The sequence below is a fragment of the Paraburkholderia sp. HD33-4 genome, from assembly GCF_021390635.1.
Classification (GTDB): Bacteria; Pseudomonadota; Gammaproteobacteria; order Burkholderiales; family Burkholderiaceae; genus Paraburkholderia.
This window is the reverse complement of record NZ_JAJEJS010000001.1, coordinates 1,451,862-1,466,035: the sequence shown is the minus strand read 5'-3', so window position 1 is coordinate 1,466,035 and position 14,174 is coordinate 1,451,862. Positions and strand designations below refer to the sequence as shown.

General features: G+C 67.1%; 7 protein-coding genes. 3 read left to right on the top strand and 4 right to left on the bottom strand.

All coding sequences use genetic code 11. The annotated features are described in order from the left end of the window. Positions 1-466 precede the first annotated feature (466 nt). From map to L0U84_RS44155, 3 genes are all read left to right on the top strand, one after another. Positions 467-1,363 (top strand): type I methionyl aminopeptidase, encoded by an 897-nt coding sequence (gene map / locus L0U84_RS06465; protein ID WP_326491157.1) that lies wholly within the window; start codon positions 467-469, stop codon positions 1,361-1,363. Positions 1,364-1,392: 29 nt separating this feature from the next. Further along, the gene (locus L0U84_RS06460; RefSeq protein ID WP_233848624.1) at positions 1,393-3,972 is read left to right on the top strand and encodes a [protein-PII] uridylyltransferase; all 2,580 of its coding nucleotides are present in this window, start codon (positions 1,393-1,395) and stop codon (positions 3,970-3,972) included. Positions 3,973-4,110: 138 nt separating this feature from the next. Then, positions 4,111-6,198: a pseudouridine synthase gene (locus L0U84_RS44155; RefSeq protein ID WP_442794026.1), complete on the top strand. Its 2,088-nt coding sequence runs from the start codon at positions 4,111-4,113 to the stop codon at positions 6,196-6,198. A 106-nt stretch (positions 6,199-6,304) separates the two neighbouring features. On the opposite strand, the gene def is transcribed toward L0U84_RS44155, so the two are convergent. The 4 genes from def to smc form a co-directional block, all read right to left on the bottom strand. Next, positions 6,305-6,838, bottom strand: a complete 534-nt coding sequence (gene def / locus L0U84_RS06450; protein WP_233848620.1) for a peptide deformylase — start codon at positions 6,836-6,838, stop codon at positions 6,305-6,307. After that, on the bottom strand, positions 6,838-8,901 hold the full coding sequence (gene ligA / locus L0U84_RS06445) for an NAD-dependent DNA ligase LigA (protein ID WP_233848618.1): 2,064 nt from the start codon (positions 8,899-8,901) through the stop codon (positions 6,838-6,840). The genes def and ligA overlap by 1 nt, the downstream gene beginning before the upstream one ends. 166 nt (positions 8,902-9,067) lie before the next feature. Continuing rightward, positions 9,068-10,396, bottom strand: a complete 1,329-nt coding sequence (locus L0U84_RS06440) for a cell division protein ZipA C-terminal FtsZ-binding domain-containing protein (protein WP_233848617.1) — start codon at positions 10,394-10,396, stop codon at positions 9,068-9,070. A 113-nt stretch (positions 10,397-10,509) separates the two neighbouring features. After that, entirely contained in the window at positions 10,510-14,028 is a 3,519-nt protein-coding gene (smc, locus tag L0U84_RS06435; protein WP_233848616.1) for a chromosome segregation protein SMC, read from the bottom strand. Between the last annotated feature and the right edge of the window lie 146 nt (positions 14,029-14,174).

The window sequence follows — 14,174 nt, the reverse complement described above, 5'->3', positions numbered from 1 at the left end:
GGTCTTAAGCCGGCTGCCGCATCGACCGCGCCGCCTCTATTTCGGCTGGAACGCGGTGACACCCTGGGTGCGCCGGCTTGCGAATTGGTTGCCTGACCTTTCTCTAACTCGCGACGCCAGCAACCGGAGTGCCGCGAGAAGCCGTTCCGCCGAACTGCAATGCGCGAATTTGCAACGAATTTGCGAATGCGCGAATAAATGCAGACCAAGACCGACTTAGCCAAAGAGTATAGCACGCGACTCCTGACCGACTCAACCGGCCCGACCACCGGCCGCTAGTCCTGCGCATGGGACAGCGCAGCCCGGCCCGGAGCCGGGCCGGGCGCCCGCTGCGCCGTCAATTGCCCGATTTTGGTCGCTTTTAGCCCATTGCCGCCCGATCCGGCGCAACGACCCGGCCCCCACTGCTGTAAAATGGCTCGATTCCGCCTCGCGCGAGGGATCGTTCCCGATCGACCGGCATTTCGTGCCGGGAAGACGCCCGCCGCCAGGCCACCGCAACACCCAGCAAGCCTTATCCAGCAAGGCTTCCGAGGAAACCATGGCTATCACCATCAAAAACCAGGACGATATCGCGAAGATGCGCGTCGCCTGCCGGCTCGCGAGCGAAGTGCTCGACTACATCACGCCGTTCGTCAAGGCTGGCGTCACCACGGGCGAGCTCGACCGTCTGTGCCACGAATACATGCTGAAAGATCAGGGCACGGTCCCCGCGCCGCTGAATTACCAGCCGCCGGGCTATCCGCCCTATCCGAAGGCCACCTGCATTTCCGTCAACGACGTGATCTGCCACGGCATCCCGGGCGACAAGGCCCTCAAGAACGGCGACGCACTGAACATCGACATCACCGTCATCAAGGACGGCTACTTCGGCGACACGAGCCGCATGTTCATCGTCGGCGAAGGGTCGATCATGGCAAAGCGCCTCGTGCAGGCCACCTTCGAATGCATGTGGCTCGGCATCGACCAGGTGCGCCCCGGCGCGCATCTCGGCGACATCGGCTACGCGATCCAGAAGCACGCCGAAGGCCTTGGCTACAGCGTGGTGCGAGAATATTGCGGCCATGGCATCGGCACCGTATTCCACGAAGATCCGCAGATCCTGCACTATGGCCGCCCCGGCACCGGGCTCGAATTGCAGGCCGGCATGATCTTCACGATCGAGCCGATGATCAACGCCGGCCGCCGCGACATCCGCACGATGCCCGACCAGTGGACCGTCAAAACCAAGGACCGCAGCCTGTCGGCGCAGTGGGAGCACACGGTGCTCGTCACGGAGAGCGGCTACGACGTGCTGACCGTATCGGCCGGTACGCCCGCGCGTCCGCCCGCGCATCCGCCCACTATCGCGGCCACCGCCTGACCGACTCCGACCTCACCGCCCGCCTGCCAATGAGTAGCGTTCCAGCCGTCGCCCCCTCCCATGCCTCGTCGCTCAAGGCGGACTATAAAGTGGCCAAAGCCCAATTGCTGGAACGCTTTCGAACGGCCACCAACGTCGACGTATTGATGGCCGCCCTCGCGCGCGCCACGGACCATTCGTTGCGCGCCGCCTGGGACACCTGCGAGCTGCCCGACGACCTCGCGCTCGTCGCGGTCGGCGGCTATGGGCGCGGCGAACTCGCGCCACACTCCGACATCGACATCCTGGTGCTGTTGCCCGACGCGCGGCTCGAGCATCTGGAGGCGCGCATCGAGCGCTTCATCAGCCTCGCATGGGATCTCGGGCTGGAACTCGGCAGCAGCGTGCGCAGCGTGTCGCAATGCCTCGAAGAAGCAGCCAACGACGTCACGGTGCGTACCTCCCTGCTGGAAGCACGCTGCATCACCGGCAGTACCGCGCTGTTCGACGATTTCGCGCGGCGCTACCGCGCGGCGCTCGACCCGAAGGCGTTCTTCCAGGCGAAAGTGCTGGAAATGCGCCAGCGTCACGCGAAGTTTCAGGACACGCCGTACGCGCTCGAGCCGAACATCAAGGAAAGCCCGGGCGGGCTGCGCGACCTGCAGCTGATCCTGTGGATCACCCAGGCGGCCGACTTCGGCAGCAGCTGGCGCGAACTCGAAGCGCGCGGCCTCATCACCGAGCGCGAGGCGCGCGAGCTGCGCCACAACGAAGGCTTCCTCAAGTCGCTGCGCGCGCGGCTGCACGTGATCGCCGGGCGCCGCCAGGACATTCTGGTGTTCGACCTGCAGACGCCGGTCGCGGAAAGCTTCGGCTTCAAGCCGACCGCGACCAAGCGCGCGAGCGAGCAGCTGATGCGCCGCTACTACTGGGCCGCGAAAGCGGTCACGCAGCTCGCGACGATCCTGATCCAGAACATCGAGGCGCAGCTGTTTCCGAGCACGAGCGGGATCACGCGCGTGCTGTCGGATCGCTTCGTCGAAAAGCAGGGCATGCTCGAAATCGCGTCCGACGACGTGTTCCAGCGCGAACCGAACGCGATCCTCGAAGCGTTCCTGCTGTACGAGCGCACCCCCGGCGTGAAGGGCCTGTCGGCGCGCACGCTGCGCGCGATCTACAATGCCCGCGACGTGATGGACCAGCATTGGCGGCGCGATCCGGAAAACCGCCGGCTCTTCATGGAAATCCTGAAGCAGCCGGCCGGCATCACGCATGCGTTCCGGCTGATGAACCAGACCAGCGTGCTCGGGCGTTATCTGCTGAATTTCCGGCGCATCGTCGGGCAGATGCAGCACGATCTGTATCACGTGTACACGGTCGATCAGCACATCCTGATGGTGCTGCGCAATCTGCGCCGCTTCGCGATCGCCGAGCATGCGCACGAATACCCGTTCTGCAGCCAGTTGATCGCCAACTTCGACCGGCCGTGGGTGCTGTACGCGGCCGCGCTATTTCATGACATCGCGAAGGGCCGCGGCGGCGATCACTCCACGCTGGGCATGGCCGACGCGCGGCGCTTCTGCCGGCAGCACGGCATCGAGGGCGAAGACGGCGAGCTGGTCGTGTGGCTCGTGCAGCAGCATCTGACGATGAGCCAGGTTGCGCAAAAGCAGGACACGAGCGACCCCGAAGTGATCAAGCGCTTCGCCGAGCTGGTCGGCACCGAACGCCGTCTGACCGCGCTCTATCTGCTGACCGTCGCCGACATCCGCGGCACCAGCCCGAAGGTCTGGAACACGTGGAAAGGCAAGCTGCTCGAAGATCTCTACCGCACCACGCTCGCCGTGCTGGGCGGTGCCGAGCCGGACGAGCATTCGGAGCTGAAGTCACGCAAGGAAGAGGCGCTCGCGCTGCTGCGTCTCGAAACCGTGCCGGAAGGCGCGCAACGGGCGCTGTGGGACAAGCTCGACGTCGGCTATTTCCTGCGCCACGACGCGGCGGACATCGCGTGGCAGACGCGTGTGCTGTATCGCCACGTCGAAACCCCGACGCCGCTCGTGCGGGCGCGGCCGTCGCCGATCGGCGAGGCGCTGCAGGTGCTCGTCTACGTGAAGGACCAGCCCGATTTGTTCGCGGGCATCTGCGCGTATTTCGACCGCAACGGCCTGTCGGTGCTCGATGCGCGCGTCAGCACGACGCGCCACGGCTATGCGCTCGACAACTTCCTCGTCGCGCACACCGAAGAGGACGTGCACTATCGCGACATCGCCAATCTGGTCGAGCAGGAGCTGACCGCGCGGCTCGCGGGCCACGGCACGCTCCTGCCGGGACCGTCGAAGGGCCGGCTGTCAAGGCTGTCGCGCACCTTTCCGATTACGCCGCGCGTCGACCTGCGGGCCGACGAGCGCGGCCAATACTACATCCTGTCCGTGTCCGCGAACGACCGGCCGGGCCTTCTTTATTCGATCGCGCGCGTGCTGGCCGAGCATCGGGTCGGCGTCGCCTCGGCGCGGATCAACACGCTCGGCGAACGCGTCGAGGACGTGTTCCTGCTCGAAGGACACAGCCTGTCGGACAACCGCCTGCAAATTCAGGTCGAGACAGAACTGCTGCGCGCGATCGCAGTGTGAGATTTCATGAGAACCAAATTAACAGCGAAGCATCCGCGGCCAACGTCGTCCGAACGCGCCCCTGTCCGCTCCGGCAGCGCGTCGGCGCGTAAGCCGACCCGCCCAGCGCGACCGAAGCAATTCGAGGCCGAAGCCGGCGTGAAGCGTGAAGGCACGACATCGGCGGGTGGCGCCGCGAAGCGGCCGGTCGGTGCGAAGCCGGCGGGCGCCGGTGCGCGCGCGCCGCGTGCCGAAGGGTCGGTCGCGCGAGAACGGGGCGCGGCTGCCGCGGGCGCACCGCGTCGCTCCGAAGGCGGCGCCGAGCGTGGCGAACGTGCACCCCGGCGCGAATTCGGCGAGCGCGCTGAACGCGCGCCGCGTCGCTTCGAAGGCGGCTCTGAGCGTAGCGAACGCGCACCCCCGCGTGAATTCGGTGAGCGTGCTGAACGCGCGCCGCGTCGCTTCGAAGGCAGCGCTGAGCGTGGCGAACGCGCACCGCGACGCGAATTCGGCGACCGGGCAGAACGCGCGCCGCGTCGCTTCGAGGGCAATGCGGAGCGTGGCGAGCGCGCACCGCGACGCGAATTCGGCGACCGTGCAGAACGCGCACCCCGTCGCTTCGAAGGCAGCGCTGAGCGTGGCGAGCGCGCACCGCGACGCGAATTCGGCGACCGTGCAGAACGCGCACCCCATCGCTTCGAAGGCAGCGCTGAGCGTGGCGAGCGCGCGCCGCGACGTGAATTCGGTGAGCGGGCTGAACGCGCACCCCGTCGCTTCGAGGGCAATGCGGAGCGCGGCGAGCGTGCGCCGCGACGCGAATTCGGCGACCGTGCAGAACGCGCACCGCGTCGCTTCGAGGGCAATGCGGAGCGTGGCGAGCGCGCACCGCGACGCGAATTCGGCGACCGCGCAGAACGTGCACCCCGTCGCTTCGAAGGCAATGCGGAGCGTGGCGAGCGCGCACCGCGACGCGAATTCGGCGACCGTGCAGAACGCGCACCCCGTCGCTTCGAGGGCAATGCGGAGCGCGGCGAGCGCGCACCGCGCCGCGACGACGGCGAACGCCGTCCGTTCAGCGGTCCGCGCGCAGGCGCGGGCAGACCGTCGGAAAGCGGCGCGCGTGGCGACCGTCCGGTGCGCCGCGAGCGCGACGCCGCCGACCGCCCGCGCTTCGCTGGCGATCGCGGCGAGCGCAGCGTCGCGAAGCCGGTAAAAGGCGGGTTCGGCGAACGTACCGAGCGTGCGCCCCGCACAACGCGTGAGGATCGCGGCGAGCGCGGCGACTGGACCTCCTCCCGCCGCGAGTCCGGCGAACATCCCGCACGCGGCGCTGAACGCGGCGAGCGTCGCGAGCGCCCTGCGCGCAGCTTCGACGACGAGCGGCCAGCCCGCGCCGCCAAGCCGCGAACCTCGGCATCTGCAACGGCCCAACCCGTCGACACTGCCGTCGACACCTCCCACCCGCCCCGCCGCGATCGCGAAGACGCGCCGGGCATGCTGCGTCTGTCCAAGCTGATGTCCAAGCTCGGCCTGTGCTCGCGCCGCGAGGCCGACGAATGGATCGAGAAAGGCTGGGTCATGGTCGACGGCGAGCGCGTCGATACGCTCGGCACGAAGGTGTTCCCGGATCAGCGCATCGACATCGACCCGGCCGCCGAAGCCTTCCAGTCGAGCCAGGTGACCGTGATCGTCCACAAGCCGGTCGGCCTCGTGTCGGGCCAGGCGGAAGACGGCTACCAGCCGGCCATCACGCTCGTCACGCCTGAGAATCGCTGGGAAGGCGACCGCTCGGGCATCCGCTTCTCGGTGTCGCATCTGCGCCAGCTCGCACCGGCCGGTCGTCTCGACATCGATTCGACGGGCCTGCTCGTGCTGACGCAGGACGGCCGCATCGCGAAGCAACTGATCGGCGGTCACTCGGACGTGGACAAGGAGTATCTGGTGCGGGTCGCCTACGGTGAGCACACCGTCGACGTCGAAAGCCAATTCCCGGCCGAAAAACTCGCACTGCTGTGCCACGGCCTGTCGCTCGACGACGTCGCGCTGAAGCCCGCCCAGGTCAGCTGGCAGAACGGCGAGCAGTTGCGTTTCGTGCTGCGCGAAGGCAAGAAGCGTCAGATTCGCCGCATGTGCGAACTGGTCGGTCTCGAAGTGGTGGGCCTGAAGCGCGTGCGCATGGGCCAGGTGATGCTCGGCGCGCTGCCGCCGGGACAGTGGCGCTATCTGTCGGAAGACGAGTCGTTCTGAGGCCGGTCCGCCGCGCGCCTGCTTGCTGTAAGCAGGCGCATCCATCGGGGCAATAAAAAACCCACGCACCTAAGGCGTGGGTTTTTTTATTGGCGACAGCCAAGGTTTAGTCGTCGCTGTTCGGATCGAGATCCGGAAACAGGATCTCGGTAAAGCCGAACTTCGAGAAATCGGTAATCCGCATCGGATACAGCTTGCCGATCAGATGATCGCATTCGTGCTGCACGACCCGCGCGTGAAAGCCCTCGGCGACCCGATCGATCGGATTGCCGAACTGATCGAAGCCGTGATAGCGGATCATCGAAAACCGGCTCACCACGCCGCGCAGCCCCGGCACCGACAGGCAGCCCTCCCAGCTCTCCTCCATATCCTGCGACACCGGCGTGACGGTCGGGTTGATCAGCACCGTTTCCGGCACCGGCGGCGCGTCCGGATAGCGCTCGTTCGAGCCGAAGCCGAAGATCACCACCTGCAGATCGACGCCGATCTGCGGCGCGGCAAGACCGGCGCCGTTCGCCGCGTGCATGGTCTCGAACATGTCTTCCACGAGCCGGTGCAGCTCGGGCGTGTCGAAGCGGTCGACGGGCTCGGCGATTCGCAGCAGGCGCGGATCGCCCATCTTCAGAATGTCGTGAATCATCAGTGCCCCTCCAGGAGGTTGCGCATACCATCTTCGTCGAGTACGGGGATGCCGAGTTCCTCGGCCTTCGCGAGTTTGCTGCCAGCGTCGGCGCCCGCCACCACGTAACTGGTTTTCTTCGATACCGACCCCGCCACCTTCGCGCCGGCCGCCTCGAGCATTTCCTTCGCGTCCTCGCGTGACAGGTTCGGCAGCGTGCCGGTCAACACGACCGTCTGGCCGGCCAGCACGCCCTGCGGCGCCTTCGGCGCGGGCGGCCCCTCGGACCAGCTGACCCTGCCCGGCGCGCGCAGCTGTTCGATCACCGTGCGGTTGTGGTCTTCGGCGAAGAACTGGTGGATCGATTCGGCGACGACCGGCCCCACGTCGTTGACTTCGAGCAGCGCTTCCAGCGACGCATCCATGATCGGATCGAGCGAGCCGAAGTGCTTGGCGAGATCCTTCGCGGTCGATTCGCCGACATGGCGAATCCCCAGCGCGTAGATGAAGCGCGCGAGCGTCGTGTGCTTGGCTTTTTCGAGCGAGTCGAGGAGGTTCTGCGCGGATTTTTCGGCGAAGCGGTCGAGCTCCGCGAGCGTCGCGAAGCCGAGGTTGAACAGATCGGCCGGCGTGCGCACGAGATTCTGTTCGACCAGTTGATCGATGATCTTCTCGCCAAGGCCGTCGATATCGAGCGCGCGCCGCTGTGCGAAGTGCCACAACGCCTGCTTGCGCTGCGCCGGACAGAACAGGCCACCGGTGCAGCGCGCGATCGCCTCGTCGGGCAGCCGCTCGATCGCCGAGCCGCACACCGGGCATTGCGTCGGCATCACGAACTCACGCGCATCGGCCGGACGACGGTCGAGCAGCGCGCTGACCACCTCGGGAATCACGTCGCCGGCGCGCCGCACGATCACCGTGTCGCCGATGCGGATGTCCTTGCGGCGCACCTCATCTTCGTTGTGCAAGGTCGCATTGGTGACCGTCGCGCCGCCGACGAACACCGGCTCCAGCCGCGCGACCGGCGTGATCGCGCCAGTACGGCCGACCTGCACGTCGATGGCGACGAGCTTCGTCAGCGCTTCCTGCGCGGGGAATTTATGCGCGAGCGCGAAGCGTGGCGCGCGCGACACGAAGCCGAGCCTCTCCTGCTCGTCGAGCCGGTTGACCTTGTAGACCACGCCGTCGATGTCGTACGGCAGCCTTTCACGCTTCTCGCCGACCGCGTGGAAGAAGCCGAGCAGGCCTTGCGCACCCTGCACGACCGCGCGCTCGCTATTGACCGGCAAGCCCATCTCCTTGTACCAGTCGAGCAGTTCACCATGGGTGGCCGGCATCTCGATGCCTTCGAGCACGCCGATGCCATACGCGAAAAACGACAGCGGCCGCTGCGCGGTGATCTTCGAATCGAGCTGCCGCAAACTGCCCGCCGCCGCGTTGCGCGGGTTCGCGAATTCACGCTGCTCGGCGGCGCGCTGACGTTCGTTCAGGCGCTCGAAATCGCGCTTGAACATCAGCACTTCGCCGCGCACGTCGAGCATGTGCGGCACGCGCTTGCCCTTCAGCTTCAGCGGAATCGAGCGAATGGTGCGGACGTTTTCGGTGACGTTCTCGCCAGTCGTGCCGTCGCCGCGCGTGGACGCCTGCACGAACACGCCGTCGACGTAACGCAGCGAGATCGCGAGACCGTCGAATTTCAGTTCGGCCGCGTAGTCGACCGGCACCGGGGGCTCGCTCGCATTGTTGCCGAGCGCGTCGCCGATGCGCTTGTCGAACGCGACGATGTCTTCATCGGCGAAACCGTTGTTCAGCGACAGCATCGGCTGATCGTGCACGACCTGCTCGAAACCGCTCGCGGCCTCGCCGCCGACGCGCTGCGTCGGCGAGTCCGACACGATCAGGTCCGGATGCTCGGCCTCGATGCGCTCCAGCTCCTTGAACAGCTTGTCGTACTCGGCATCCGGCAGGTCCGGTTGGTCGAGCACGTAGTACGCGTAGTTCGCGCGTTCGAGTTCCGCGCGCAGCCACGCGGCCCGCTCGGACGGAGCGCTGGATGCAGAAGGAGAGACGGGGGATCGGGCCATGCTGTCGGAGGCTTCTCGAGGTGAAAGTCGGACATCGGATTATCGCAGGAAGCGTGCCCCTTTACATCGATGAATCGGGGCGCGCCACGCCGCAATACAAGCCGGAAACGACGACGGCCGCACATCGTGCGGCCGTCGTCAAAACACGTAGAGCGCTGAAAAACGCTTACTGGCTAAACAGCCGCCGCGTCGCCGGCGAACCCGCCGGAATACCCGCCTGTTCGAGCTTCGCGTACAGCGTCATCAACTGTTTTTCGATCGCGAGCAGCGCGCTTTCCGGCAGCGGCCGGCGACCGTCGTCGACCACGCGTCCGCCGATGCGCTCGGCCAGCGACTTCGCGTAATCGCACATCAGACGAAACGGCAGGATGTCTTCGTCGGCGACCGGCACGTCGAGCACCAGCGTGATCATCTCGCCGCCCTTGTAGGTGAGGTCGTCGCGCAGGAAGTTGGTGTCGCCGAACTGCAGCATGAACACCGGGCTTTGCCGCGAGTCGAGCTTGACGAAGCGCGTGCCGTCGCGCGACAGCAGCAAACCGTCCTGCGACGCGACCGCCTGCACGTAGTTGGCCGACCACGGCGCGCCGTCCGACAGCACGTTGATCGACAACTGCGCGTCGCACTGGGCGGCGAAGCCGTCGAGCTCGCGCGCCATCGCGACGGTTTCGAGCATGTCGGGGAATTCCGGCGCCGCGTCGAGCGCGTCGGCGAACTGCTGCACGCCGGTGACGAACTCGGAGAATTCGAGCTCGTTGAGCGCGCCACTGCGGTTCGCGAGCTGCGCGGCCGCGCGCAGTTCTTCGTAGCGCGTGCCGTTCTGCAGCAGCTCCCACGCGCCGCCGCCTTCGGGCTTGCCTTCGATATGCACCGGCTTGCTGCCCGCGCGACGCAGGCGCTGCGCGAGCGGCAGCACCTTGTCGCCGGCCACGGGGCCGTTCAGCCGGATCGGCACGATACAGTCGATGCGCCGATCGACGATCGCGGGCGGCGCCGACGAAATCGTCGTGGCAGCCGGCAAGATGGGTTCGACGCGCTCGTGCTCGGCGGACGCGGGCTGGGCTGCGGGCGCTTCGGCCGCGGGCCGCTCTGCGTCAGCGCCCGGCGCCGCCGCATGCTCGCCTGCGCCCACGGTGTCGGCATCCGCCGACGGATAGCCGTTCGGCGACGTCATCTCGGCCTGGATATCGGCCGGTGTATCGAGCGGCGCGGCGCCCATGGCGGCGCCCGCGCCGAAGGTCGGCTCGACGCGCACCGCGCTCGGGTCCGCGGCCGCCTCGGCGCTCACGCTCGGCTCGCGGCGCGTGGTCGGCCGGGCCGGCTCGATGAACGGGCTTTGCTCCTCATGCTCGTCCCGGGCAAAGCTCTCGGCGGTGTCGGCCGGCATCGGCCGCGGCATCTTGCGGCGCACCTTCGCGCCCTGCCATGCGTTGTACACGACCACGCCCCCGACCACCACGGCACCCGCGCCGATCAAACCGAGTGTCAACTCGTCCATGCATGCTCCATCAGCAATTCTTTTATCCGCGCGGGCCTCTGATCCGCTCCACGTACCGCGCGGCACTCATCGAAGCCGCTGCGCTGGATGCGGATGCCCGCGAAGGCGTTAACTCAAACGATATTCTGGGCGAAACCCGCCGCCGTTTCCATGTCGACCGCGACGATCCGCGAGACGCCCTGCTCCTGCATCGTCACGCCGATCAGTTGCTGTGCCATTTCCATCGCGATCTTGTTGTGCGAGATGAACAGGAACTGGGTTTTGTCCGACATCGCCCGAACCAGATTCGCGAAGCGCTCGGTGTTGGCGTCGTCGAGCGGCGCGTCCACTTCGTCGAGCAGACAGAACGGCGCCGGATTCAGCTGGAACATCGCGAACACCAGCGCGGTTGCGGTCAGCGCTTTCTCGCCGCCCGACAACAGGTGAATCGTCGAATTCTTCTTGCCCGGCGGCTGCGCCATGACCTGCACACCGGCGTCGAGAATTTCGTCGCCGGTCATGATCAGCTTCGCCTGGCCGCCGCCGAACAGACGCGGGAACAGCTCGCCGAAATGACGGTTCACTTCGTCGAACGTGCTTTGCAGCAGCGTGCGCGTTTCGCCGTCGATCTTGCGGATCGCGTCTTCGAGCGTTTCGATTGCGCTCGTCAGGTCGGCCGACTGCGAATCGAGGAAACTCTTGCGCTCGGTCGCGGCCTTCAGCTCGTCGAGCGCGGCCATGTTGACCGGCCCGAGCGCGATGATCGCGTTGTTGATGCGCGTGACTTCGCCCTGCAGGTACGACGGCTTCATGTCCGGCGTCAGCTTGGCTTGCAGCTCGGTTTCATCGACACCGGCCGCGGCCAGCTGCTCGACGAACTGCTCGCCGTTGATGCGCGCGGCCTGCTCCTTCAACTGCAACTCGTTGATGCGGTCGCGCAGCGGCTGCAGCGCGCGCTCGGCGGTGAGGCGCGTTTCGTCGGCCGCGCGCAGCTTCGCGGTCAGGTCGTCGAGTTCGACGCGCGCGGCGCGCAGCGCCTCTTCCTTGACGGCGCGGATGTCGAGCGCGTCCTGCAGACCGGTGTGCGCGGTCTGCTCGTTGATCGTTTCGAGTTCGGCGCGCGCGTCTTCGAGTGAGCCAGCGACGCGCTCGCTCTGCTCGTGTGCGACCTGGATGCTGCGCTTCAACTCGTCGATCCGGTTCGCCATGTTGCGCGCGGCGAAACGCGCGTCGGTGGCGGCGCGGTCCAGATCGCGCACTTCACCGCGGGCGCTCGTCAGTTCTTCGTCGAGCGCTTCGAACGCGAGCTGATGGTCTTCGAAGCGCGCCTGCAGTTCGGCGAGCTCGCCGTCGTGACGCTCGAAGTTCGCTTCCGATTCCGTGCGCAGCGCACGTTGCTCGTCGATCTGCGCGGCGATCTCTTCGAGTTCCTCGCGAATCTGCGTGCTGCGCTGCGTGTAGCGCTCGTGCGCCTGGGTGAGCTTCAGCACGTCCATCTGCAACGCGTGCACCCGCTGCGTCGCGCGTTCGGCCTGCTGGCGCATCTCGGCGAGCGCCTGCGCGGCTTGCGTATGCGCGGCTTCGGCGCGGATCGCGGCGGCCTTCGCCTCGTCGGCGAGCAAGGCCTGCGCGCGCACCTGGCGGCCGAGGTTTTCGATTTCCTGCTGACGCGCGAGCATGCCCGCCTGTTCGGAATCGGCCGCATACAGCTGCACGCCGACGCGCGTGACCACGTGCCCCGCCTTCACGACGAACGTGCCGCCTTCGGGCAACTGTGCGCGCATGGCAAGCGCCTGCTGCAAATCGTCGGCGACGTAGGCGAGGCCGAGCCAGTCGTTCAGCACCGCGCGGATGCCCGCGTCCTCGATGCGCACGAGCGACAGCAACGAGCGCAGCGCGCCCGCCGCCGGAGCCGGCTGACCGGCCGCGGGCGGCGCGTAGAACGCGAGCTTGGCCGGTGGCGCGTCGGTGGCGAACGCCTTGACCCAGTCGAGGTTCGACACTTCGAGCGCGGCGAGCCGCTCGCGCAGCACCGCTTCGAGCGCGGTTTCCCAACCGGCCTCGACGTGCAGCTTCTTCCACAGACGCGGCAGGCTGCCGAGCTCGTGCTTGTCGAGCCACGGCTGGATCTTGCCTTCGGTCTGCACGTTTTCCTGCAACTGCTTGAGCGCGGCGAGGCGCGCGTCGAGCTGATGGATCTGCGCGCTTTCGGCCTGCACGCGCTCCTGCGCGGCGCGGCGTTCGCCGTCGAGCCGCGGCAGCGTTTCCTGCGCGTCGGCGAGGCGTCCCTGCGCGTCGTGAAGGATTTCTTCGTGCTCCGCGAGCTGCATGCGCAACTCTTCGAGCTGTGCTTCGTCGGGCGCGTCGAGGCCGCCTTCTTCCGATTTCAGCCGCTCATGGCGCTGCTGCAGCTGCTGCAACTGCTGATCGGCATTGCGCTGATGCGCGGCTTCGAGCTTCAGCGCCTGCTCGGTCTGCGCGATACCGCCGCGCTCGGTGTTCAGCTCGGCCTGGGCGTCGCGCCAGCGCGCTTCGAGCGCGGGCAGCGCGTCGTGCTTCGCGGCGGCGTCCTCTTCGGCGAGCACGGCTTTTTCTTCGGCGACGGCCAGTTGCTCTTCGGCGTCGGCGATATCGTCCTGCGCCTTGTCGGCCTGCGACTGCCACTGCTCACGCTGCGCCGTGAGCGCGGCGATCTGCGCCTGCACGCGGTTGCGCGATTCGACGATGAAGCGGATCTCGGCTTCCAGCCGGCTCACTTCCGCGTTCGCTTCGTACAGCGCGCCCTGTGCGCCCTGCATCGCGTCGCTCGCCGAGTAATGCGCGACGCGCAGCGTTTCGAGTTCCGCCTCGACTTCGCGCAGCTTCGCGGTTTGCGCCTCGAGGTCGATCTGCGCCTGCTCGATCGCGCGTTGCTGGCGCTGCTGCTCGCCGGCCGCCTCGTTCTTGCGCAGCAGCCACAGCAGACGCTGCTTTTCCTCGCCGTCGCCTTGCAGCTCGCGATAGCGTGTCGCGACGACCGCCTGCCCTTCCAGCTTCTCGAGATTCGAGCCGAGCTCGCGAACGATGTCCTCGACGCGCGTCAGGTTCTCGCGCGTGTCGTGCAAGCGGTTCTCGGTCTCGCGGCGGCGCTCCTTGTACTTCGACACGCCGGCGGCTTCTTCGAGGAACACGCGCAGCTCTTCGGGCTTCGCCTCGATCAGCCGCGCGATCATGCCCTGCCCGATGATCGCGTACGCGCGCGGACCCAGGCCGGTGCCGAGGAAAATGTCCTGGATGTCGCGGCGCCGCGCCGGCAGGTTGTTGATGTAGTAGCTCGAGGTGCCGTCGCGCGTCAGCACGCGCTTCACGGCGATCTCCGCATACTGGCCCCACTGGCCGGCGGCGCGGCCGTCCGCATTGTCGAACACGAGTTCGACGCTCGCGCGGCTGCCGGGCTTGCGGGCGGTCGAGCCGTTGAAGATCACGTCCTGCATCGACTCGCCGCGCAACTCAGAGGCGCGCGATTCGCCGAGCACCCAGCGCACGGCGTCGATGATGTTGGATTTGCCGCACCCGTTCGGTCCGACCACGCCAACCAACTGGCCGGGGACCTGGAAATGAGTGGGATCGACGAAGGATTTGAAGCCAGCGAGTTTGATCGAGGTGAGCCGCACGGCGATTTCGCTGTTTGAAAAGAGAGTGTGATAGGTGGCTCGCGAGGTTGCGCCAGTCGTTCTCCGCCGTGGCGGGACGGCCCCACGCAACCTCGCGAGCCTTCGCAATTTGGTCGCCGGCTGCATGCGCTCATGCACACCTCTTG

What these genes read in the sequence shown, in the direction of transcription:
- L0U84_RS06440 (WP_233848617.1), bottom strand. Translation starts at nt 10,396, where the DNA reads ATGGACGAGTTGACACTCGGTTTGATCGGCGCGGGTGCCGTGGTGGTC.
- ligA (WP_233848618.1), bottom strand. Translation starts at nt 8,901, where the DNA reads ATGGCCCGATCCCCCGTCTCTCCTTCTGCATCCAGCGCTCCGTCCGAG.
- L0U84_RS06460 (WP_233848624.1), top strand. Translation starts at nt 1,393, where the DNA reads ATGAGTAGCGTTCCAGCCGTCGCCCCCTCCCATGCCTCGTCGCTCAAG.
- def (WP_233848620.1), bottom strand. Translation starts at nt 6,838, where the DNA reads ATGATTCACGACATTCTGAAGATGGGCGATCCGCGCCTGCTGCGAATC.